At 65.4% G+C, this 22,179-nt stretch carries 17 protein-coding genes and 1 pseudogene; 11 read left to right on the top strand and 7 right to left on the bottom strand.

Features of this window, described 5'->3' with window-relative positions; genetic code table 11:
• Positions 1-163 precede the first annotated feature (163 nt).
• Genes hmgA through AB7M16_RS20640 form a run of 4 tightly spaced genes read right to left on the bottom strand, consistent with a single transcriptional unit; the run spans position 164 to position 4,337 of the window.
• A complete protein-coding gene (gene hmgA / locus AB7M16_RS20655; protein ID WP_453945047.1) occupies positions 164-1,510 on the bottom strand; it encodes a homogentisate 1,2-dioxygenase in 1,347 nt (448 codons plus the stop codon).
• A gap of 2 nt (positions 1,511-1,512) precedes the next feature.
• Positions 1,513-2,469 carry an MBL fold metallo-hydrolase gene (locus AB7M16_RS20650; protein ID WP_453945046.1) on the bottom strand — a complete coding sequence of 319 codons (957 nt, stop codon included), beginning with the start codon at positions 2,467-2,469 and terminating at the stop codon, positions 1,513-1,515.
• A gap of 18 nt (positions 2,470-2,487) precedes the next feature.
• On the bottom strand, positions 2,488-2,712 hold the full coding sequence (locus tag AB7M16_RS20645; RefSeq protein WP_025032749.1) for a DUF2783 domain-containing protein: 225 nt from the start codon (positions 2,710-2,712) through the stop codon (positions 2,488-2,490).
• A gap of 8 nt (positions 2,713-2,720) precedes the next feature.
• On the bottom strand, positions 2,721-4,337 hold the full coding sequence (locus tag AB7M16_RS20640) for an FAD-dependent oxidoreductase (RefSeq protein WP_453945045.1): 1,617 nt from the start codon (positions 4,335-4,337) through the stop codon (positions 2,721-2,723).
• A 107-nt stretch (positions 4,338-4,444) separates the two neighbouring features.
• On the opposite strand from AB7M16_RS20640, the gene AB7M16_RS20635 reads away from it, so the two are divergent.
• The 4 genes and pseudogenes from AB7M16_RS20635 to AB7M16_RS20620 form a co-directional block, all read left to right on the top strand.
• Positions 4,445-4,987 (top strand): MarR family winged helix-turn-helix transcriptional regulator, encoded by a 543-nt coding sequence (locus AB7M16_RS20635; protein ID WP_453945044.1) that lies wholly within the window; start codon positions 4,445-4,447, stop codon positions 4,985-4,987.
• An 89-nt stretch (positions 4,988-5,076) separates the two neighbouring features.
• The gene (locus AB7M16_RS20630; protein ID WP_453947234.1) at positions 5,077-5,796 is read left to right on the top strand and encodes a class I SAM-dependent methyltransferase; all 720 of its coding nucleotides are present in this window, start codon (positions 5,077-5,079) and stop codon (positions 5,794-5,796) included.
• Between the two features lie 216 nt (positions 5,797-6,012).
• Entirely contained in the window at positions 6,013-6,993 is a 981-nt protein-coding gene (locus AB7M16_RS20625) for an ABC transporter substrate-binding protein (RefSeq protein WP_212258982.1), read from the top strand.
• 114 nt (positions 6,994-7,107) lie between these two features.
• A pseudogene (locus AB7M16_RS20620) lies at positions 7,108-7,185 on the top strand (MarR family winged helix-turn-helix transcriptional regulator); the annotation flags it as partial.
• Between the two features lie 109 nt (positions 7,186-7,294).
• Here the strand turns inward: AB7M16_RS20620 and AB7M16_RS20615 are convergent.
• Positions 7,295-8,101, bottom strand: coding sequence for an N-acyl homoserine lactonase family protein (locus tag AB7M16_RS20615; protein WP_453945043.1), 807 nt, complete (start codon positions 8,099-8,101; stop codon positions 7,295-7,297).
• Positions 8,102-8,464: 363 nt separating this feature from the next.
• Between AB7M16_RS20615 and AB7M16_RS20610 the strand changes: the two genes are divergently transcribed.
• From AB7M16_RS20610 to AB7M16_RS20595, 4 genes are all read left to right on the top strand, one after another.
• A complete protein-coding gene (locus tag AB7M16_RS20610; RefSeq protein WP_453945042.1) occupies positions 8,465-10,030 on the top strand; it encodes a caspase family protein in 1,566 nt (521 codons plus the stop codon).
• 144 nt (positions 10,031-10,174) lie between these two features.
• Positions 10,175-10,846, top strand: a complete 672-nt coding sequence (locus AB7M16_RS20605) for an OmpA family protein (RefSeq protein WP_172789297.1) — start codon at positions 10,175-10,177, stop codon at positions 10,844-10,846.
• Positions 10,847-11,003: 157 nt separating this feature from the next.
• Positions 11,004-11,933 carry an efflux RND transporter periplasmic adaptor subunit gene (locus AB7M16_RS20600; RefSeq protein ID WP_172789298.1) on the top strand — a complete coding sequence of 310 codons (930 nt, stop codon included), beginning with the start codon at positions 11,004-11,006 and terminating at the stop codon, positions 11,931-11,933.
• The gene (locus AB7M16_RS20595) at positions 11,933-15,085 is read left to right on the top strand and encodes an efflux RND transporter permease subunit (protein ID WP_453945041.1); all 3,153 of its coding nucleotides are present in this window, start codon (positions 11,933-11,935) and stop codon (positions 15,083-15,085) included. Before AB7M16_RS20600 ends, AB7M16_RS20595 begins: the two co-directional genes overlap by 1 nt.
• Before the next feature lie 24 nt (positions 15,086-15,109).
• On the opposite strand, the gene AB7M16_RS20590 is transcribed toward AB7M16_RS20595, so the two are convergent.
• The gene (locus AB7M16_RS20590) at positions 15,110-15,784 is read right to left on the bottom strand and encodes a Crp/Fnr family transcriptional regulator (RefSeq protein WP_172789300.1); all 675 of its coding nucleotides are present in this window, start codon (positions 15,782-15,784) and stop codon (positions 15,110-15,112) included.
• A 235-nt stretch (positions 15,785-16,019) separates the two neighbouring features.
• Between AB7M16_RS20590 and AB7M16_RS20585 the strand changes: the two genes are divergently transcribed.
• From AB7M16_RS20585 to AB7M16_RS20575, 3 genes are all read left to right on the top strand, one after another.
• On the top strand, positions 16,020-18,071 hold the full coding sequence (locus AB7M16_RS20585; RefSeq protein WP_453945040.1) for an AsmA family protein: 2,052 nt from the start codon (positions 16,020-16,022) through the stop codon (positions 18,069-18,071).
• Between the two features lie 189 nt (positions 18,072-18,260).
• Complete coding sequence (locus AB7M16_RS20580; protein WP_453945039.1) at positions 18,261-20,708, top strand: adenylate/guanylate cyclase domain-containing protein; 2,448 nt, start codon at positions 18,261-18,263, stop codon at positions 20,706-20,708.
• A 205-nt stretch (positions 20,709-20,913) separates the two neighbouring features.
• Positions 20,914-21,795, top strand: coding sequence for a hypothetical protein (locus AB7M16_RS20575; RefSeq protein ID WP_453945038.1), 882 nt, complete (start codon positions 20,914-20,916; stop codon positions 21,793-21,795).
• 145 nt (positions 21,796-21,940) lie between these two features.
• On the opposite strand, the gene AB7M16_RS20570 is transcribed toward AB7M16_RS20575, so the two are convergent.
• Complete coding sequence (locus AB7M16_RS20570; RefSeq protein ID WP_453945037.1) at positions 21,941-22,177, bottom strand: AbrB/MazE/SpoVT family DNA-binding domain-containing protein; 237 nt, start codon at positions 22,175-22,177, stop codon at positions 21,941-21,943.
• Positions 22,178-22,179 lie beyond the last annotated feature (2 nt).

Genomic DNA, 22,179 nt, shown 5'->3' with positions numbered 1-22,179 from the left:
ACCCTCCCCTGGAGGGGGAGGGTCGGTTCGCATGAAGCGAAGCGGAATGCGAAACGGGGTGGGGTGATCTCTCCACTCGGGCACCGCCTCAGTGGAGAGTCTGTCACCCCACCCCGCTCGCTGACGCGAGCGACCCTCCCCCTCCAGGGGAGGGTAAGAGACCTTACGGCTTGCTCGGATCGAACCGCTTTTCCAGGCCGTTCCAGCAATCGGCGTAATCGTCCTGGAGCGTCGAGGACTTCGCGGCGTGTGCGGTGACGCGCTGCGGGTAGCGGGTCTCGAACATGAAGGCCATGGTGCCGGTCAGCTTCACCGGCTTCAATTCGCCGTTGCTGGCGTGCTCGAAGGCGTCGCGGTCGGGGCCGTGCGGCAGCATGCAATTGTGCAAGGAGATGCCGCCGGGGACGAAGCCCTGCGGCTTGGCGTCGTAGACGCCGTAGATCAGGCCCATGAACTCGCTCATGATGTTCATGTGGTACCAGGGCGGCCGGAAGGTGTTTTCGGCGACCATCCAGCGCTCCGGGAAAATCACGAAATCGATATTCGCGGTGCCGGCGGTCTCCGAGGGCGAGGTCAGCACCGTGAAGATCGAGGGATCGGGATGGTCGAAGCCGATCGCGCCAACCGGAGAGAAGGTGCGCAGATCATACTTGTAGGGCGCGTAATTGCCGTGCCAGGCGACGACGTCGATCGGCGAATGCGGCAACGTCGTCTTGAACAGCGAGCCGCCCCATTTCACGTAGAGCTCGGTCGGCGTGTCCTTGTCCTCGTAGTTTGCGACCGGCGTCAGGAAGTCGCGCGCATTGGCGAGGCAATTGGCGCCGATCGGACCGCGCTCGGGCAGCGTGAAGGCGCCGCCGTAATTCTCGCAGAGATAGCCGCGCGCCGGGCCATTCGGAATCTCGACGCGGAACTTGACGCCGCGCGGGATCACCACGATCTCGCCGGGCTCGGCATCGATGCGCCCGAACTCGGTGACGAGGCGAAGATTGCCCTGCTGCAGCACGAACATCAGCTCGCCGTCGGCATCGTAGAAATGCTGGTCCACCATCGACTTGGTGATGAGGTAGACATGCGCGGCCATGCCGGCCTGCGTGTTGACGTCACCCGCCGTCGTCATGGTCTGCACGCCCTGGACGAAGGTGACATCCTCCTTCGGCAGCGGCGTAGGATCCCAGCGCAGCTGAGCGATCGGCAGGTCGTATTCATGGCACGGCGCCGAACGCCATAGGCCGGCATCGACCTTCTCGAACCGGCCGGAATGCTTCACCGAGGGGCGGATGCGGTAGAGCCAGGAGCGCTCATTGGTGCCCCGCGGCGCGGTGAAGGGCGAGCCGGAGAGCTGCTCGGCATAGAGCCCATAGGCGCAGCGCTGCGGCGAGTTGCGCCCGATCGGCAGCGCGCCCGGCAGCGCCTCGGTCTCGAAAGAGTTGCCGAAGCCGGACATGTAGCCCGGCGTGACCTGGGCCGAGCTGCGGATGATCTGGTCAGGCGAGGTATTGATGTTCATGACTATCCTCCTCCTTGCAAGGCGGCCCACATTTCCTGGTCGCGCTTGTCGGTCCAGATCACGGGGTCGTCGATTCCGGACGCTTCGTCGTAAGCGCGCGACACGTTGAACGGCAGGCAGTGCTCGTAGATGGCAAAGCTCGAGAATTTCGGATCCATCACCTCGCGCGTCGCCGCCATCGATTCCTTCAGCGTGCGGCCCTTGGCGACCGAGATTTCAGCCGCGCCATAGAGCGAGGTGACGAAGTCGCGCGTCATCGCGATGGCCTCGCGCACCGTGGCGGCGCCCTTCAGCGCATCGCCGCGTCCCGGCGCGATCGCCTTGGGATTGAAGTTGCGGATCTCGTTCAGCGTCATGGGCCATTCGCGCAAATGCGCATCGCCGCAATAGCAGGCCGAGTGATATTCGATGAGGTCGCCGGAGAACATGACCTCGGCATCCGGCACCCAAGCGACGATGTCGCCCGAGGTGTGGCCGGCGCCGAGCTGCATCAGGCGCACCTCGCGCTTGCCGAGATAGATCGTCATCTCGCCTTCGAAGGTCAGCGTCGGCCAGGTCAGGCCGGGAATGCTCTGCGCATCCTGGAACAGGCGCGGGAAGCGGCCGTACTCGGAATCCCAATCCTGCTGGCCGCGCTCCTCGATCAGCCGATAAGTCTCCTGCGAGGCGACGATGCCTTGCGCGTGATAGGCGGAGGCCCCTAACACGCGCACGGCGTGATAGTGCGACAGCACGACGTATTTGATCGGCTTGTCGGTGACCGTGCGTACACGCTCGATCACCTTGTTCGCCATGGCCGGCGTTGCCTGGGCGTCGAAGACGAGGCAGCCATCGTCGCCGACGATCACGGCCGTGTTGGGATCGCCCTCGGCGGTGAAGGCATAGAGATCGGTGCCGATCTCGGAGAAGGTGATCTTCTTCTCGGCGAGATCGCCGGTGGATGCGAAGTTCTTCGCCATCAATTCGTCCTTACCCAGTTATTGTTGTTGCTGTTGTTGCTGCTGACCATCGATCATGCGGCGCTTGGCCAGTCCGATCGCCTCGCGCAGCACGTCGATGTCGCCGATATGGTTGGCGAGGATCAGCACCAGCGCCGCGTCGAAATCGGCGCTCTGCTCCTCGGTGAGCCCGCGATGCGCCTCGACGATGGCGCGGAACGCATCGTCGGGGCGTGCGAAGTTCGAGCTGGTGGACAGCGGCATGCGGAACCTCAATTCAACCCTTCGGCCCGAGACAATGCCGCCGCGATTGCCTCGCGCGTCGGATGGCGGAAGCGCGCCGCCACGTAGCCATCGGGCCTGAGCAGATAGGCTGCGCCCGGCCCCACGTCGTAGCGCTTGGCGACGAGGCCGGAGGGATCGCCCAGTCCTTCCTCTCCGCCGATGCGAATAGTCTTGACGCCGTCGGGCGCATCAAGCGCAACGCCATTGCTGAACGACAGCAAGGTGAAGTCCGTTCCGCCCTTGCGGAAGGCATCGGTCAGATAGCCCCGGTGGGCAACGGGCGCATCGAGCATGGAACAGCCGGGCCGAGGCCCACCGGCCCAGGCATCGGCGTCTGGCGACGACAACGGCGTGTCGTAGCTGCACGGCACCGAGAGCCGGCCACCATTGACCATGCGCTTGCCGAACTCGGTCTCCTTGGCCAGCGACAGCACCGCCTTGCGCAGCCGCGCCTCCTGGTGCGAGTTCGGCGCCATGAAGTCGGTCGAGCGGGTGGATTCGCGGATGTTCTCGTCAGCCGCCATGCTGCGCTCGAGATGGTAGCTCTCCAGCAGGCTCGCGGGCGATTTGCCGCGCAGCACGCGGTCGAGCTTCCAGGACAGGTTCTCGGCGTCCTCCAGTCCGGAATTGGCGCCGCGCGCGCCGAAGGGCGAGACCTGGTGCGCCGAATCGCCGGCGAAGACCACGCGGCCATGGATGAAGCGGTCCATCCGCCGGCATTGGAATTTGTAGAGCGAGATCCACTCGAACTCGAACTTGTCGTGGCCGAGCATGCGGGCGATCCGCGGCCGCACGTTTTCCGGCTTCTTCTCGAGAACCGGATCTGCATAGCGGTTGAGCTGGAGGTCGATGCGCCAGACATCGTCGGGCTGCCGGTGCAGCAGCGCCGAACGCCCGGCATGGAACGGCGGATCGAACCAGAACCAGCGCTCGGTCGGGAATTCCGCCGTCATCTTGACGTCGGCGATCAGGAACTGGTCCTCGAACACCTGACCGGCGAATTCCGCACCGACCATCTGCCGCAGCGAGGAGCGCGCGCCGTCGCAAGCGATGACATATTGCGCATGCAGGCGATAGGCGCCCTCCGGCGTTTCGATCGTCAGCATCGCGGAATCGTTGCGCTGCTCGAGCGCCGTCACCTTGTTGCGCCAGCGCAGGTCGATATCAGGCAGATCGTTGATGCGATCGACCAGATAAGCCTCGGCGTAATATTGCTGGAGATTGATGAAGGCCGGCCGCTTGTGCCCGTCTTCCGGCAACAGGTTGAACTGATAGAGTTGCGACTCGCCGTGGAAGATCCGCCCCACACTCCACACCACGCCCTTCTCGACCATGCGGTCGCCGACGCCGAGCCGGTCCCAATATTCCAGCGAGCGTTTCGAGAAACAGATCGCGCGCGAGCCCTCGCCGATGCGGTCGGCATCATCCAGCAGCACGACGCGCTGACCGCGCTGGGCGAGATCGATCGCCAGCGACAAGCCGACCGGGCCCGCGCCGACGATCACGACCGGATGCTCCGCGGGGCTTGGCCCGGGGCGGTCCTGATCGGGATGACGGCGATAGCCGAACTGGGTTTTGGCCTGATGCGTATTGGCCGGCGCCATACACTAACCTCGGCTCTGGTCAGAAGAGGACTGATCTGCTAGATAGTCTCACGTGCAACTATTTTGGACCGGAGCCGGCCGGCCGTCAACTGGAAATCGGAGCGCTCTTGGCGAGGACATCCAGCGACATCGCGCTGAAGACACGGCAGGCCGACGAGGCCTCGCCGCGACCGAAGGCACGGCTCGATCTGTTCAAGTTCGTGCCGTTCCGTCTCAACCGGCTCGCGGCGGAGGTGAGTTCCGCGCTCGCGGTCGAATATCAGGAGCGCCACGGCCTCGACATTCCGGCCTGGCGCGTCATCGCCACGCTCGGCTTCCGTAACGATGCCTGCAGTGCGCAGTACATTTCCCAATGTACCCGCACGCACAAATCCACCATCAGCCGCGCGGTCACCACGCTGCTCAACGACGGCCTGATCGAGCGGGTCGAGAACGCAGCCGACCGCCGCGAATTCCGCCTGCAACTGACGAAAAAGGGCCGGGCGCTCTATGAAGAGCTGTTCCCGCAATTGCTGCGGCGAGAGGACGAGATCCTCGCCTGCCTCTCGGCGCAGGAGCGCAAGCAATTGTCGGCCCTGCTCGGCAAGATCGAGCAGAGCCTCGATTTGATCCAGACCAGCGAAGAGGCGGACGCCAAGCAGGCGTATTAGGGCGCCCACCCATAAGGCGCAGACGTCAGCTTTTGGGAGTCCGGTTGAGAAAGCTTGGTAGGACCGTGACGGCAGCGACGTATATAGCGATGCTACTTGTGGCGCTTATCGCAACTCGCGCATACGCCGCTGACATAGGTCATCTGGCTCCCCCTGGAGTCGCGGCAAACGAGTTTCCCTCACCGCGGCGCCCTGTTGCACGGATCGTCAGCCCACGCCGCGCCGCCGAAGAACGCCGCGACGCCCTCAATGAGGCCGGCCAAATCGCGCGTGTTCTTGAACTGAAACCAGGCATGACAGTCGGCGACATTGGAGCAGGCAGTGGCTACCACACGGTCCGGCTCTCGCACCTCGTCGGACCCGCCGGCTCTGTCGTTGCCCAGGACGTCACGCGGGATTACCTCATCGAACTCGCCAGGCGAACAGAACTTCTGAAGTTGACGAACGTGCAATTCGCGCTCGGCGAACCCCACGACCCGCGTCTACCCGCTTCCTCGCTGGATGCCGCAATCCTCGTTCACATGTATCACGAGATAGCCCAACCCTATGCCTTCCTCTACAACCTCGCGCCCGCCTTGAAGCAGGGTGCGCGGGTCGGAATTGTCGATCTCGAGCTTCCGACGTCGAAGCATGGCACGCCAATTGAGCTCTTGCGCTGCGAAGTGACCGCCGTCGGCTATCGCGAGGTCGCCACATATCAGCTAGCAGGTGACGGAGGATATTTGGCGGTATTCTCTCCGCCGGAGGTAGCGGCTCGAAAATCTCCCCACGATATCGTTGCTTGCAGGAATCCTGCCGGCGCTCGTTGACACCACACCAGCCCCCGGTCTCAGAGGCTGAACGTGTCCGAAGCAAGGGGTAGACCGGAAGTCGCCGGCTGAGACTCAAACCGGGCGCTTTTGACCCAAAGCAGTCCTTCCACTCTCCTTCCTTCAAGAAAGTGCTAAGGTCGCCTTCCGTAGGTGTGGTCTCTTGCAGGGAGCGGCACATGCGACGTCGGAAATTCATCGCCGGAGGAAGCGCAGATGAAACGACGTGAATTCATCAGCATCGTCGGCGGTGCAGCGGTCGGGTTGCCATTTGCCGCGATGGCGCAGCGCCAGATGCCATTGGTTGGCTTCCTGAATAGCGCATCGCCCGAGACCTATCGCTTCAATGCCGACTCTTTTCAAGAAGGTCTGGCAAAAGCTGGCTTTGTTGCGGGGCGCAACGTCCGTATCGAGGAACGCTGGGCTCGGGGTGACTACAGCGTGTTACCCCGCCTTGCGGCTGAACTTGTCGCTATGGGCGTCGTCGCGATTGCTGCCACAGGAGATGTCGCCTCTGCTCGGGCGGCGCAGCTTGCGAGCAACACGGTGCCAGTGGTGTTTACTATCGGCGGAGACCCAGTCCGCCATGGACTCGTCGAAAGCATAAACCGCCCCGGCAGGCACGTCACTGGAATCCTTTTTAATCCGAACGTACTCGGCGCAAAGCGAGTTGAATTGCTCCATGAAATTGCCCCGGATATTTCCCGCATCGCACTGCTGATGAACCCCACGAACCCAAACGCCAAAACCGAAGAAGCTGATGCCGAAGCAGGGGCGAGGAAGCTGAGCCTGCAGACCATCACGTTCAATGCGGGAAACGCGAGCGAAATGGAAGCCGCACTCGAACAGTTGCTGAGTGCCAAGGCCGAAGCATTGATTACCGCGAGTGATCCGATCCTGCTGGATCGGCGCGAGCAGATTGCTTCCTTCGCACTACGGCACAACGTGCTGGCCATAGGCTTTGTGCAACAGATCGCTGCTGCGGGTGGCCTTCTGAGCTATGGTCCGAGCATCAGTTGGATGTACAGACAAGCAGGCGACTACGTCGGACAAATCCTGAAAGGCTCAAATCCGGCCGAAATGCCCGTCCTGCAGCCGACACGCTACGAACTGGTGATCAATCTGAAGACCGCCAAGACGCTTGGCCTCACCGTTTCACCGTTGCTGCTCGCTCGCGCGGACGAAGTGATCGAATAAGATGCTACTTCCGGAATTGGCCCGACTCAGACCTCCGACGATGTTCTTTTCGCCTGCATTCGGGAGCATAGCGGACATAAGGTCCGCCTGATCCGAGCCACAAGGGCGCTCGCGGCGCTGCCCGGCAAGATCGAAGCGAGCCTCGACCTGATCCAGAGCAGCGAAGAGGCGGATGCGAAGCAGGCGTATTAGCCCAATTTGGCATTCCGGGGCGCCGCAAAGCGGCGAACCCGGAATCTCGCGCTACAATTTCTGGATTCCGGGTTCGCGCTCCGCGCGCCCCGGAATGACGGCTTCGCCGTCACCTCGCAAACGACCGCGTCGGCGGCAGGTGCAGCGCCCAGGCGTCGACCTTGTCGCTGGCGCGCGGATAGATCTCGGTCACGATCGGATCATGACCGGGGATGTAGCGATCGGGATGGCCGGCGAGGCGCTCGATCGTTTCCCAGCCTTGCGCCATGTCGCCGACATTGTAGACGATCGGGAACGGGCTCCTGCGCTGCAGATTGGCGTAGTAATGCGCGGCATCGGAGGCGAGCACCACGGGGCCGCGCGCGGTGTCGACCCTCACCACCTGCAAGCCGTCGGAATGGCCGCCGACGCGGTGCACGGTCACGCCGGGAGCGACCTCGCCGTCGCCGGAATAGAAGGTGACGCGCTCGCCATAGACGTGGCGCACCATCAGCGTGACATGCTCGACCGAGAACGGGTGGCGCAGCAGGCCGTTGCACATGCAGCGCCCGGTCGCGTAGGCCATCTCGCGCTCCTGCAGATGGAAGCGCGCATTGGGAAAGCGGTCGAGATTACCGGCGTGGTCGTAATGCAGATGCGTCACGATGACGTCACGAATGGCTGACGCCGCGACGCCGAAACGCTCCAGCGCATCGACCGGATTGAGCGTGAGCTTGCGCGCCCGCGCGCTCGCCTCCTCGGCGTTGAAGCCGGTATCGACCAGAATGTCGCGGCCGTGGCCCCGAATCAGCCAGACGAAATAATCGAGGTCCTGCGCCGCGCTGTCATGCGGGTCGGGCGCGAGGAAGTTCATGTGGGGGGTGCGCGGCGACATCGTCGCATAGCGCAGGGCGTAGATCTCGTAGACGTTTCCCATGGGTGTTGCTTTTTTCGCGTTGGATCTTCTGGAGCGATCGCGCCCCACCAAGCCATCGCCGGCAGGAAAGGTCAAACGCGGGGCGTTGCGGCGGAGGCGGGCCTGCAATGTGAGACCGATCACGTCTTCATCGCCATGGTTGTCTTAACGTCCGCCGATCGCATCGAGATACCGAGGACTGTCATGACAACCCGTCTATTTTCGCTCGCGGCACGCCCGTCCGTTGCGGACAATCATCGGATTAAGGTCGAATCTCCAAGTGGTTGACGCCCCCCGTCCCCGGTTTGATAATGGGGTAAGCGTAAGTTAAGGTCGCCGCGGCGCAAGCTGGAACGGCGCCTTTTTGGCTGGACCGCGCTGATTATGAAAATTCGCTTCTTTGTTCTCCTGTCCTTGCTCATCTCGCTCGTCCCGACTGCCCCCTCGCTTGCGGCCGGTGACCGTTTCGCGCTGGTCATTGGCAACGCCAAATATCCGGACGCGGATGCCCCGCTGAAGGAACCGATCAACGATGCGCGCGCCGTCGCCGACGAGCTCAAGCGCGACGGCTTTTCGGTCGAGCTCGGCGAGAACCTGACCGGCGACGCCATGCGCCGCGCCTTCGACAAGCTCTACGGCAAGATCAAGCCGGGCTCGGTCGCGCTGGTGTTCTTCTCGGGTTTCGGCATCCAGTCCGCGCGCCAGAGCTATCTGCTGCCGGTGGATGCGCAGATCTGGACCGAGTCCGACGTGCGCCGCGACGGCTTCAGCCTCGAGACCGTCCTCGGCGAGCTCAACACCCGCGGCGCCGGCGTCAAGATCGCGCTGATCGACGCGTCCAGGCGCAACCCGTTCGAGCGCCGGTTCCGCAGCTTCTCGGCCGGCCTGACCCCCGTGATCGCACCGAACGGCACGTTAGTGATGTACTCGGCGGCGCTGGCCTCGGTGGTCTCGGACGCCGGCGGCGACCGCAGCCTGTTCGTCCAGGAGCTGCTGAAGGAAATCCGCGTCCCCGACCTGATGGCCGAGGAGACGCTGAACCGCACCAAGATGGGCGTCACCCGCGCCTCGCGCGGCGAGCAGGTGCCGTGGATTTCCTCGTCATTGGCCGAAGATTTTTCGTTCATTCCGGGCGCCGGCGGTTCGCGTCCGGCAACGCCGCCGCCGCCGCCGCCCGCGCCTCCCGCCGCGCCGGCCGTCGTCGCCAACAATCCGCCACCCGCCCCTCCCGCGCCGCCGCCGCCGCCGAAGCCGGCCGAGAGCGCTGCGGCCCCCGCTCCCGCGGCTCCGGCGCCTGCGGCTCCAGTTGCGGCGCCTGCACCGGCGCCCGCGCCTGCTCCCACGCCGCGGCCGCAGATCGAGGCCGCCCTGCCCCCGCCGCCACCGCCGGTGAAGCCGGCTGATCCCGCACCCGCGCCGAGCACGGACGGCGGGCCCAGTGCCGCCGCGCTGGCCGACGATCCCACGATCAAGAGCCTGACCGCCAAGATTGCCGCCAATCCTGACGACGTGAACGCGCTGTACCGGCGCGGCCAGGTCTATGCCAGCAAGGGTGCCTACAGCCTCGCCATCAAGGATTTCGACGACACCCTCCGGATCAATTCGAAGGACGTCGAGGCCCTGAACAACCGCTGCTGGACCCGCACCGTGGTCGGCGATCTCCAGGGCGCGCTGAAGGATTGCAACGAGGCGCTGCGGCTGCGGCCGAACTTCGTCGATGCACTGGACAGCCGCGGCCTCGTCAATCTCAAGTCGGGCGCGGTGAAGAATGCGATCGCCGATTTCGACGCGGCCCTGAAGATCAACCCGCGCCTGACCTCCTCGCTCTACGGACGGGGCCTTGCCAAGCAACGAAACGGCTCGGCCCAGGAGGGGGCGCTGGACATCGCAAACGCCAAGGCGATGGACCCGAACATCGTTCAGGAATTCGCAAGCTACGGAGTGCGTTAGTATTTTTTTGAGTTGGGCCCGCCCGAGGCTCGAACCTTGAACAGCACTGGGAAGACCAATGGGCGGATGCCGCAACAGGCCTTTTCGGGGGTGGGTTGCTTGAATTTGAGATCACGCGAGCTGGCTGCGCAGGAGGGACTGGCTATGAGATCGGCTGCAAAAGGGCTTACCGCGATTCTGTCCATCATCACCGTCGGCGTCACGCTGTCGCTGCCGACCTCGGCCGCCTATGCGGGCGATGACGGCAACAGCAAGAACGTCACCGAGGACGAGATCGTCCGCGCGCTGGCACCGGCGCCGAAGAAGCCCCTGACCCGCGGCCTCTCGATCGGCCCGCAGACCGAATCCGCGCCGAACGCCGCGGAGACCAAGCTGCTGCAATCCGTGCGCGGCCGCTCGACGCGCTCGCTGTCGTCGACCGAGCGCGAGGAAATCGCCTCCGTCGCCAAGGACAAGCCGAACATCGATCTCGAGATCACGTTCGACTACAACTCCGCCAATATCAGCGCCAAGTCGATGCCCTCAGTGCAGGCGCTCGGCCGCGCGTTGACCAGCACCGACCTGAAGGGCTCGACCTTCGTGGTCGCGGGCCACACCGACGCCGCCGGCGGCGAAGCCTACAACCAGGATCTCTCGGAGCGTCGCGCGGACGCGATCAAGCGCTATCTGGTCGAGAAGTACAGCATCTCCGCCACCGACCTCGTCACCGTCGGCTACGGCAAGAGCAAGCTCAAGGACGCGAACCAGCCGCTGGCGGAGGTCAACCGCCGCGTGCAGGTCGTCAACATGGAAAACAAGACCACCGCATCGAAGTGAGCACGACGTATCCTTTGCAGTGACAAGTCGTGATGTGGTGTAAGGTCTCGCTTCCAAAGCGCGTCCCGCAGCCTTGCGGGACGCCGCTTCATTTCAGGGAAACGCTCCGTTTGGACCTCGCGCGGATGGCCGTGAGCCAGGTCAGGATGATCCGGCGATGAATTTGACTGAATATCTCAAGCCGGCCGGAACCGTGGCGTTCGTCGTCGTGCTCGGCATCGGCTATTATCTGTTCGAGCATCGCAAGCGTCCCGAGCCGAAGGAGACGCAAAGCGAGGCGCTCGTCATCGTGACGAAGTCGACCAATGCCTGCTTCTCCGATCTGGTGCGGGTGACCGGCTTCTTCGTGCCGCGCCGCGAGGCGGTGGTCGTGGCCGACCAGGAAGGCTCCAGGGTCACCGACCTCCTGGTCACCGAGGGCACGATCGTCGCCGACAACCAGGAGCTGGCGCGCCTGACTGCGCCGCCGCAGATTCCGGGCCAGCCGCAGCGGCCCGGCCCGCAAGGCCCGATCTCGCTGAAGGCGCCCGCGCCCGGCCTCGTCACCGAGGTCCGCACCATCGTCGGCGCGCCGGCCTCGCCGCAGGCCGGTCCGATGTTCCGCATCGCCGTCAACAACGAGATCGAGCTCGACGCCCAGGTCCCGGCGGTGCACATGTCCAAGCTCACCTCCGGCGCCACCGTGCGCATCAGCCGCGACGACGCACCGGATCTGATCGGGCGGGTCCGGCTGGTTGCCCCCGAGATCGACCGCACCACGCAGCTCGGGCGGGTCCGCATCAGCGTCACCAACAATCCGTCGCTCAAGGTCGGCGTGTTCGCGCGCGCCTCGATCGACGCCAAGCGAAGCTGCGGCGTCTCGATCCCCAAGACCGCCATCGATCACCTCACGGTGCAGGTCGTCAAAGGCAACATCGTCGAGACACGCAAGGTGCGGGTCGGATTGTCGTCCGACAGCGCGACGGAAATCCTGGAAGGGCTCGAGGTCGGCGAAATCGTCGTGGCCGACGCCGGCTCTTCGCTCCATGACGGCGACCAGATCAAGACCATGTTCGCCGATGAACTCGATCGCACGCGGGTACGCTGATGGCTCTCAATATCTCGGCATGGTCGATCCGTCATCCGCTGCCGTCGGTCGTCTTCTCGATCATCCTGCTGGTGCTGGGCTGGGTGTCCTTCACCAAGCTCGCGATCACAAGGCTGCCCTCGGCCGACATTCCCGTGATCTCGGTGGCGGTGTCGCAGTTCGGCGCAGCGCCGGCCGAGCTCGAATCCCAGGTCACCAAGACGGTTGAAGACGCCGTCTCCGGCGTCGAGGGCGTCAGGCACATCACCTCCTCGATCACCGACGGCCTGTCGGTCACCACGATCCAATTCGCGCTCGAGACCAACACCGACCGCGCGCTCAACGACGTCAAGGACGCGGTGACGCGCGTGCGCTCCAACCTGCCGCAGAACGTCACCGAGCCGCTGATCCAGCGCGTCGACGTCATCGGCCTGCCGATCGTGACCTATGCCGCGATCTCGCCCGGCAAGACGCCGGAGCAGCTCTCCTATTTCGTCGACGACGTGGTCAAGCGCGCGCTGCAAGGCGTGCGCGGCGTCGCCCAGGTCGAGCGCATCGGCGGTGTCGAGCGCGAGATCCTGGTCTCGCTGGATCCCGATCGCCTGCAGGCGATGGGCCTGACCGCGGTCAATGTCAGCCAGAGCCTGCGCGGCACCAATGTCGACGTCGCCGGCGGCCGCGCCGAGATCGGCAAGAACGACCAGGCGATCCGCACGCTGGCCGGCGCCAAGACGCTGGGCGATCTCGCCGGCACCATGATCCCGCTGTTCGGCGGCGGCGAGGTCCGGCTCGACGATCTCGGCACCGTCACCGACACCATCGCCGACCGCCGCACCTTCGCCCGCTTCAACGGCGAGCCGGTGGTCGCGCTCGGCATCAAGCGCTCCAAGGGCGCCAGCGACGTGAAGGTCGCCGAGGCCGTGCAGAAGCGCATCGACGCGCTGAAAGCCGCCTATCCCGAGGTCGACCTGAAGCTGATCGACACCTCGGTGGAATACACCAAGGGCAATTACCACGCGGCGATCTCGACCTTGTTCGAAGGCGCGATCCTCGCCGTCATCATCGTGCTGCTGTTCCTGCGCGACCTGCGCGCCACCATCATCGCCGCGATCTCGCTGCCGCTGTCGATCTTCCCGGCGTTCTGGGCGATGGACCTGCTCGGCTTCTCGCTGAACCTCGTCAGCTTCCTCGCCATCACGCTCTCGACGGGCATTCTCGTCGACGACGCCATCGTCGAGATCGAGAACATCGTCCGGCACATGAACATGGGCAAGTCGCCCTACCGGGCCGCGCTCGAGGCCGCCGACGAGATCGGCCTCGCCGTCATCGCGATCTCGCTGACCATCATCGCGATCTTCGCGCCGGCGAGCTTCATGTCGGGCATTGCCGGACAGTTCTTCAAGCAGTTCGGCATCACCGTCTCGGTGCAGGTGTTCTTCTCGCTGCTCGCCGCGCGCTTCGTCACGCCGGTGCTGGCCGCCTATTTCCTCAAGCACAGTACGCATGAGGAGCCGCCGCCCGGCCGCATCCTGCGGTCCTATCATGGCATCGTCGCCTGGTCGGTGCGGCACTATTTCATCACGGTGCTGATCGGCCTCGGGGTCTTCGCGGCCTCGATCTGGAGCATCACGCTGCTGCCGCAGGGCTTCCTGCCGGCCCAGGACAGCGCGCGATCCCTGCTTGCGCTCGAGCTGCCGCCGGGCACCCAGCTCGCCTACACCGAAAAGGTCACCGAGGACATCGTCGCGCGCCTGCGCAAGCGGCCCGAGGTCAAGAGCATCTTCGTCGATGGCGGGCGCGTTCCGCCGGGCACCCAGGAAGTCCGGCGCGCCGCCCTGATCATCAATTACACGCCCAAGGACAGCCGCGACATCACCCAGCGCGAGCTCGAATTCTCGATCAGCCAGGAGCTGGAGAACGTTCCCGATATCCGCTTCTGGTTCCTGGACGAGAACGGCCTGCGCGCGATCTCGCTGGTGGTGACCGGCGTCGATCCCAACATCGTCAACAACGTCGCGAGCGAGCTTGCGACGCAGATGAAGCGCATTCCCACCATCGCCAACGTCATCTCCGAGACCTCGCTGGAGCGCCCCGAGCTGCGCATCGAGCCGCGCGCCGATCTCGCCGCACGGCTCGGCGTCTCCACCGAAAGCCTGTCGCAGACCATCCGTGTCGCCACCATCGGCGACGTCGGGCCGGCGCTCGCCAAGTTCGACGTCGGCGACCGCCTGGTGCCGATCCGCGTGCAGCTCGAGGATGCCGCCCGCGGCAATCTGAAGACGCTGGAGCAGCTCCGCGTGCCGCTCGGCGAGCGCGGCGAGAAGGGCGGCGTACCGCTCTCGGTCATCGCCGACGTCAAGCTCGACCAGGGTCCGACCAGCATCGGCCGCTACGATCGTGAACGGCAGGCGACCGTTGCCGCCGACCTCGTCGGCTCCGCCGCGCTCGGCGACGCCACCAAGAAGATCTACGAGCTGCCTGTCATGAAGACCCTGCCGAAGGGCGTGAAGGTCTCGCCCTCGGGCGATGCCGAAAGCCTGAACGAATTGTCGGAGGGTTTTGCGACCGCCATCACGGCGGGGCTGATGATGGTGTACGCGGTGCTGGTGCTGCTGTTCGGCACCTTCCTGCAGCCGATCACCATCCTGTTCTCGCTGCCGCTCTCGATCGGCGGCGCGATCGCGGCCCTGCTCGTCACCGGCAAGCAGCTCACCACGCCGGTGTGGATCGGCATCCTGATGCTGATGGGCATCGTCACCAAGAACGCGATCATGCTGGTGGAATTCGCGATCGAAGCGATTCACGCCGGCAAGCCGCGCGAAGAGGCCATGATCGACGCCGGCATGAAGCGCGCCCGCCCGATCGTGATGACCACGATCGCGATGGCCGCGGGCATGATGCCGAGCGCGCTCGCCGTCGGCGCCGGCGGCGGCGAGTTCCGCTCGCCGATGGCGCTTGCGGTGATCGGCGGCCTGATCTTCTCGACCATCCTGTCGCTGGTGTTCGTGCCCGCGATGTTCATGGTGATGGACGATTTCGGCGCCCTGATCTGGCGCTTCGCCAAGCGGCTGATCGTGCACAGCGAGGACGCGGAGGTTGCCTCTCATCACGAGCCAACACCGGCCCACGCGGCATCGGCACCGAAGAGCGTCGCGCGTCCAGCGGCGGAGTAGCCTTACGAAGCGTGCTCGTAAGCCTTACTCGTTCCGCGCGATCGCGGTCAGCTTGGTCATGTTCCGCAGCAGGATCCGGCCGCGCTGGAGATCGAGGATCGCGTCCTTGCGCCAGGCCTGGAGCTGGCGGTTGACGCTTTCGCGGGCGGCGCCGACGAAGACGCCGAGCTGCTCCTGCGAGATGTGGACCTCGGAGCCGAAATCGGCCGCGAGCGCGCACAGCCGCCGCGCCAGACGCACCGGCAGCGGCTGCAGCATGGACTCTTCCATGCGCTCGCTCTGCCAGCGAATGCGCTGGCACAGCAGCGCGATGATCTTGATGGCGACCTTGGGCTCGCGCTCGAGGAAGCCGAGGAAGTCTTCGCGCCGCAGCACGAACAATTCGCTGGCTTCGCCCGCGGTCGCGTCCGCCGTGCGGTTCTGGCCGTCCAGCACCGCGACCTCGCCGAACAGGTCGCCCGGCCCCATGAAGTTCAGCGTCAGCCGGCTGCCGTCGGAGGCGCCGGTTTCGATGCGGACCTGGCCGCGGCGCACGCCGAACAGCGCGTTCCCGGGATCGCCCTTCTGGAACAGCACCTCGCCGCTGGCCAAATGCTGGGTGTGGCAGAGATTGGACAGCCGCTGGAGCTCGTCCGCGCCGAGATCGGCGAACATCGGGTTCATCTTCAGGATGACCGCAAATTCGGCCTGCTTGCTCATTTCAATGTCCTTGTGAACGTCCTGATCATCGTTCTTGGCAAATCGCTTGAAACCATCGACTTCAGGATCGCGTAAAACCGCGCCGGAGAAGTGTGTCATAAGTCACATAACTTTGCAGCACCCCCCGACTATTTTTACGCGCTTGGAGCCGCTTCCCGTCCGGGGATAAACTCTGGGCGCAAAGGACGGGTGATCTGCCGGTTCGACGCGGATTGTCCGTCGCTGGAAAGTCGACATGAGAGCATTGAAATTCGTCGGCGGGGCTTTGGCCGCCGTCATGGTCGTGATCGCACTTCTGCTCGTGGTCGGGATCCCCTCGGGCTTCCTGACCTCGACGATCGCCTCGCGCCTCGAGAGTGCGACCGGCTATCGGCTGTCGATCGACGGCACCACCAAGATCAGCCTGTGGCCGACGCTGAACGTCACGCTGAACGACCTCACGCTGGCCGACCCCAAGGACCGCAGCGGCATCACGCGCCTTACGATCGACCGCGTGCAGGCCGACATGTCGCTCGCCAGCATATGGTCGGGCAAGCCTGAGATCAGCGAGCTCGTCGTCACCCATCCCGTGCTCTACCAGCCGCTGCTCCGCGAACGCCTGCCGAATGCAGCCGCGCCTTCGAAGCCGCTCGCGCTCGACACCAGCGGCGCCACCATCGAGCGCATCAGGATCACCGACGGCGAAGTCGCATTCTCGCGCCTGCGCGACCGTGTCGAGAGCCGCATCAGCGCCATCAACGCCGACGCGGTCATGGACCGCGACCGCAAGGTCAATATCACCGGCACTGCGCGCGTCGGCGAGCATCCGACCAAGTTCGACATCAAGGCGGCCACACCGGCCTCCTCGGTGCCGGTGGATTTCGCCATCGACATGCCCAGCGTCCTGAAGTCCCAGCTCACCGGTCACGCCGAGATGCGGCTCAACGGCAATGTCGTGATGATCAACGGCGTGAACGGCAGGCTCGGCGACGGCGCCTTCAACGGCTGGGCTTCGGTCGACATCGCAAGCAAGCCGCTGGTCAAGGTCGACCTCGACTTCCAGCGGCTGACCATGCCACTGGCGAAATCGCCGGAGGGCGTGTCCGGGCAGCCCTGGAGCAATGCGCCGATCGACGTGTCCGGGCTCAATTACGTCGATGCGCAGGTGCGGATCTCCGCGAGCGAGGCCGTGATCGGCGACGCGCGCATTGCGCCGCTGGCGCTCGACGCCAAGCTCGCGGGCGGCGTGCTCAAGGCCGGCACGGCCAATCTCGGCGCCTATGGCGGCCAGGTCTCGGGCGAGGTGATCCTGGACGCGACCACCGGCGCGCCGAGCTTTGCCATGCATTCCGACCTCGTCGGCGTGCGCGCGCTGCCGCTGCTCCAGAGCCTGGCCGAGTTCGACCGCATCGACGGCAAGCTGCAGGCCAAGCTCGCCTTGCGCAGCGCCGGCATCAGCCAGCGCGCGCTGATGGCAAACATGCAGGGAACGGCCTTCGTCAATTTCCAGGACGGCGCCATCCGCGGCATCAATGTCGCGCAGATGATCCGCTCGCTGACGACGGGCACGCTCTCCGGCTGGCAAGACAACCAGAACAGCAGCCAGAACAGCAACCAGGAGCAGAGCACGGATCTGTCGCAGCTCTCGGCCTCCTTCCGCATCGACAAGGGCCAGGCCGTGACGACCGACCTCAACCTGATCGGGCCGCTGGTGCGCGTCACCGGCGCCGGCACCATCGCCCTCGACACCAAGATGATGGGCTTTCGCGTCGAGCCGAAGCTCGTGATGACGACCGAAGGCCAGGGCCGCGCCAACGAGCCGGTCGGCTTCGGCATTCCCGTGATGATCCAGGGCTCCTGGTCGCAACCGCGGATCTACCCTGACATGGCCGGCATGCTGGACAATCCGGACGCCGCCTATGCCAAGCTGCGCGAGATGGGCAAGGGCCTGTTCGGCCCCGACGGAGCCGGGCTCGGCAATATCCTCGGCAGCCTCGGACTAGGTGGCACCGCCGCGCCGGGCGGCGGCAATGCAACCGGCAATGCCAATCCGCAAGGTCAGCAACCGGGGCAGAACAATCTGCTCGGCGGCCCGCTCGGGGAGGCGATCGGCAATCTGATTCAGCAGGGACTCTCCAGCGGCGCGGGAAGCGGCACTGGCACCAGCCGCAGCCGCAGCCTGCCGGCAACGCCCTCCACGCCGGCGCCACAGGCCTCCCCTGCCGCCCCCGCCCTGGAGGACCCGCCGGTGGCGCAGCAGGACAGTCAGCCAATGAACGACGTGCTGCGGCAGCTGTTCAATCGATAAGCTCCCTCCTTCGAACGGATCGGGCCGCGACCATCGCTGCCGGTCCACCTGCCCAGGTGACAGAGGTAACCACACCGGCCGGTCCGCCGGCTGCATGACGGCCCTTCGGTCCGAATTATGGTAGAACGGCTTGGAAGGGCCTGTACGGCCCATAGCGCGCGGCGTCTGTGGCGGCGCGAGAGGATCGGGATGGCAGGAGCGAACGACAAGACACGATCTCTGCGCGAGGGCCTGTTCGCGAAATATGTCGTCTCCCTCGTCGGCCTCGTCGTGTTCGTCCTCGCCGTCAACGGCGCGATGGAGACCTGGATCTCCTACCGCGCCACACGGACACAGCTGACCGACGGGCTGGAGGACAAGGCGCAAGGCGCCGCCCGGCGCATCGAGCAGGCGATTTCCGAGCTCGACCGCCAGATCAGCTGGGTGACGCGGGCGAGCCAGGACACGCTGGAGAAGCGCCGCGCCGACTACGCCTCGTTGCTGCACCAGGTCTCGGTCGTCAACCAGCTGTTCCAGCTCAACGGCGACGGCCGCGAGGTGTTGCGCGTCTCCCGGCAATCGACCACGACCGGCGGCAATGCCGACCTCTCCCGCGACATGCGCTTCACCGAGGCCGTCGCCCGCGGCGTCACCTACGCGCCGGCCTGGTTCGCCGACCGGACGCCGCTGATGTCGATCTCGGTGGCGCATTCCGGCTTCAATGCCGGCGTCACCGTGGCCGAGATCGACCTCGGCTTCCTCTCCGACTTCCTGTCCGACGCCCAGGTCGGCAAGGCCGCCTTCGCCTATGTCGTCGATCCGCGCGGCCGGGTGCTGGCGACGTCATCGAAGGGGCCCGAGATCGGCGCGGACCTTTCCAAGCTGCCGCAGGTGGCGGCCGCGATTGCGCCCGGCCACGAAGCCGACACGTCGGGCACCGACTTCAACGGCCATGCGGTGATGAGCGCCGCGAGCCTCGTGCCGAAGCTCGGCTGGAGCGTGCTGTTCGAGCAGCCGACCACGCAGGCCCTGATGCCGATCCGCGACCAGCTGGTGCGCATCGCGCTTCTGATCGGCATGGGCCTGATGGTCGCGATCCTCGCCGGCACGCTGCTCGCCCGCCGCATGATCATCCCGATCACGGCGTTGCGCGACGGCGCGCAACTGCTCGGCGCCGGCGATTTCAGCCATCGCATCGACGTGCACACCTCCGACGAGCTGGAAGACCTCGCCGGGCAGTTCAACCGCATGGCCGACCAGATCCAGGAGACCTATTCGAACCTGGAGACCAAGGTCGAGGAGCGCACCCGCGATCTCGCGCAGTCGATCCACGAGCTCAAGGTGCTGGAGGAGGTCGGCCGCGCGGTGGCCTCCTCGCTCGATCTCAACGCGGTGCTCGCGACCATCGCCGCCCGCGCGATCGAGATCACCCATGCCGATGCGGTGCTGATCTACGGCTTCGACGCCGAGGCGCGCCGCTTCAACCTGGTCGAGGCCAACGGCATCGACACATCCGCCGAGGGCGCGCATGTCACCATCGCGCAAGGCGGCAACATCCTGAGCGATGCCGCCGACAGCGGCGCGCCGATCGCGCTGGCCGAGCTCGGCGATGCCGCCGAGCAGCCGCTGCGCGAGGTCGCGCTCGCGGCCGGCTTCAGCTCGGTGCTGGTGGTGCCGCTGATCGACCAGCAGGGCACGCTGGGCTCGCTCGTGGTGCTGCGCCGCGCCGCCGGCGCGTTCGCGCCCAGCATCATCGGCCTGATGCGCACCTTCGCCAACCAGGCCGTGCTGGCGATGCGCAATGCGCAGCTGTTCACCGAGGTCGACCACAAGAGCCACGCGCTGGAGGCGGCGAACACGACGGTGCGCGCCCAGGCCGACAAGCTCCGCGAGCAGACCGAGCAGCTCAAGGACTGGAACAAGTCGCTGGAGGAGCGCGTCAGGACCCAGCTCGGCGAGATCGAGCGCATCCGCAAGCTCGAGCGTTTCCTGGCGCCGCAGGTGGCGCAGCTGATCGCCTCCTCCGACAGCCCCGAGGGGTTGCTGACCAGCCAGCGCCGCGAGGTCACGGTGGTGTTCTGCGACCTGCGCGGCTTCACCGCGTTCACGGAAGCGACCGAGCCGGAAGAGGCGATGAACGTGCTGCGCGAATATCATGCCGCGCTCGGCCAGCTGATCTTCAAGTACGAAGGCACGCTCGACAAATATGCCGGCGACGGCGTGATGATCCTGTTCAACGCGCCGATCCAGTTCGAGGACCACACCAAGCGCGCGGTGAAGATGGCGGTGGAGATGCGCGACACCATCGGCCCCTTGACCGAGCGCTGGCGCAACCGCGGGCACAGTCTCGGCTTCGGCATCGGCGTCGCGCTCGGCTATGCCACGCTCGGCCAGGTCGGCTTCGAGCAGCGGCTGGAATATGCCGCGATCGGCAGCGTCACCAACCTCGCCTCCCGCCTCTGCAGCGAGGCCAAGCCGAACCAGATCGTGGTCAGCCGCCGCGTCTATGGCATGGTCGAACCTTGGGTGGAGGCCCGCGCCCTCGACGATCTCCAGCTCAAGGGCTTCAATCACCCCGTGCTGGCGATGGAAATCCTGAGCTGGCGCGAGGAGGTGGAGAACGTGGTGGACGCCGCGGCGGTGCGGCGAAGGGGGTAGCCAAACCAAAAAGTGCGAAAACAACCCCATGCACAGTAGGCGGGGGTTGCGGAATCAATGACTTGCGGCAGGCCCTGCGCGAGCCCACGCGATTTGTCCCGTCAGTCGAAAACACCGGCAGATTGGCAGCATCCCCAGACGCCTCCCACGAACCACTTCCCTCCTCCCTGCGACCAACCATCGCCTCAGCGGCGAGGCCATTTCGATGGGAGATGAACCCGTGACGCTTGCGCTGCCTTCGCGTGCCTATGATTTGCAGATGCTGGACCGGCCCGCGGATCGCGCGCGCGATCAGGGCTGGGTGTTCGGGCTGCCGCCGGGCATTGCATCCGAGCAATGGCCGTTCGATCCCGTCACCGGCTATCCCTTGATGCACGGGTTCACGCTGCTACTGCCGGAGGATTATCGGGTGCATGGCGATGACATCGTCGCATTGTCGTTCTTCGCCACGGCGCCCGATCACAATGACGGCGGTGCGCCCGACGATCCCGAGCTTCGCGAGGCGGTGCTGGCGCGGCCATCGCACCCGCGCCTGTCGCGCATGACCGATATTCTCGACTACGCCTATGCCGCGCTGCTGCTGACGCGGGCCGAATATGACGGCGCATTCGCCGCGCCGCCGGCGCCGCTTGCGCTGGCAACAGTGGAGCGGCCGCGCTGGCTCGATGTCGGCGGCGCCAGCGCCTTCTTCGAGGCCGCGCCGGCCTACGCCAAGAAGATGTTTGCCGCCCCGCCGCGCGCCGATCTCGGCGAAACGCGCGCGATTGCGCTGTCGCCGCGCGCTGATGATCCCAACGCCGGCAAGGGCCCGCAGGACGAGTATGTGCGCGAAAATCCGCCGACCGGCTATCAGCCTTATTACTACTATGTCGGCGGCAAGCCGGGCCGCGACAATTTCCGCCTGCACGACTGGGCCAGGGATCACGCCCCCAACCATCTCGGCGGCACCATGCGGCCCTGCCAGGCGGTGCCGGAGATGAGCCCGTTCTACATCGAGTTCGAGGAGTATTTCGGCGGCTACAATTTCGGCGGCGGCAACGCGCAGCTGGACTTTAGGGATATGAAGTTCGACTGGGCGTGTGGGTGAGATCGCAGAATTCGCGGAGGAGTCCGGACTTGGCGATGATATGAGCGCTCACGGAGTCACGCCGAGAAACGGATTGACGATCGCAAGCCCGCCGATGCTGCGGCTGTGCTGAAGGTCCCAAGATCACCGCTGTCAAAGAACGCGCTCACCCCTCGTTCGCCTCGTCCCGATCGAATTTGTAGCCGGCGGGCAAGGCCGGCCAGTTGCGCGCCTCCATGTTCTCGATCGCGCGCCGACGCCGCTGCTCCTTGGTCTCGATTTCGATCGTGCCTTTGCGGGCGGCCACGACATCGATTTCGTCGCCCTCCTTGAGGCCGAGTTCATCAACTAGCGCTTTGGGCAGGCGCGCTGCCAGGCTGTTGCCCCATTTGGAAACCAGCACCA

The sequence above is a fragment of the Bradyrhizobium sp. USDA 372 genome (assembly GCF_053629095.1).
This window is presented reverse-complemented; position numbering and strand designations above follow the sequence as displayed.

Bases quoted from the DNA above. Each gene is read 5' to 3' on its own strand.
- AB7M16_RS20615 (WP_453945043.1), bottom strand. From the start codon at position 8,101: ATGGGAAACGTCTACGAGATCTACGCCCTGCGCTATGCGACGATGTCG.
- AB7M16_RS20625 (WP_212258982.1), top strand. From the start codon at position 6,013: ATGAAACGACGTGAATTCATCAGCATCGTCGGCGGTGCAGCGGTCGGG.
- AB7M16_RS20610 (WP_453945042.1), top strand. From the start codon at position 8,465: ATGAAAATTCGCTTCTTTGTTCTCCTGTCCTTGCTCATCTCGCTCGTC.
- AB7M16_RS20585 (WP_453945040.1), top strand. From the start codon at position 16,020: ATGAGAGCATTGAAATTCGTCGGCGGGGCTTTGGCCGCCGTCATGGTC.
- AB7M16_RS20575 (WP_453945038.1), top strand. From the start codon at position 20,914: ATGGGAGATGAACCCGTGACGCTTGCGCTGCCTTCGCGTGCCTATGAT.
- AB7M16_RS20600 (WP_172789298.1), top strand. From the start codon at position 11,004: ATGAATTTGACTGAATATCTCAAGCCGGCCGGAACCGTGGCGTTCGTC.
- AB7M16_RS20630 (WP_453947234.1), top strand. From the start codon at position 5,077: ATGCTACTTGTGGCGCTTATCGCAACTCGCGCATACGCCGCTGACATA.
- hmgA (WP_453945047.1), bottom strand. From the start codon at position 1,510: ATGAACATCAATACCTCGCCTGACCAGATCATCCGCAGCTCGGCCCAG.
- AB7M16_RS20590 (WP_172789300.1), bottom strand. From the start codon at position 15,784: ATGAGCAAGCAGGCCGAATTTGCGGTCATCCTGAAGATGAACCCGATG.
- AB7M16_RS20580 (WP_453945039.1), top strand. From the start codon at position 18,261: ATGGCAGGAGCGAACGACAAGACACGATCTCTGCGCGAGGGCCTGTTC.
- AB7M16_RS20650 (WP_453945046.1), bottom strand. From the start codon at position 2,469: ATGGCGAAGAACTTCGCATCCACCGGCGATCTCGCCGAGAAGAAGATC.
- AB7M16_RS20605 (WP_172789297.1), top strand. From the start codon at position 10,175: ATGAGATCGGCTGCAAAAGGGCTTACCGCGATTCTGTCCATCATCACC.
- AB7M16_RS20645 (WP_025032749.1), bottom strand. From the start codon at position 2,712: ATGCCGCTGTCCACCAGCTCGAACTTCGCACGCCCCGACGATGCGTTC.
- AB7M16_RS20595 (WP_453945041.1), top strand. From the start codon at position 11,933: ATGGCTCTCAATATCTCGGCATGGTCGATCCGTCATCCGCTGCCGTCG.
- AB7M16_RS20640 (WP_453945045.1), bottom strand. From the start codon at position 4,337: ATGGCGCCGGCCAATACGCATCAGGCCAAAACCCAGTTCGGCTATCGC.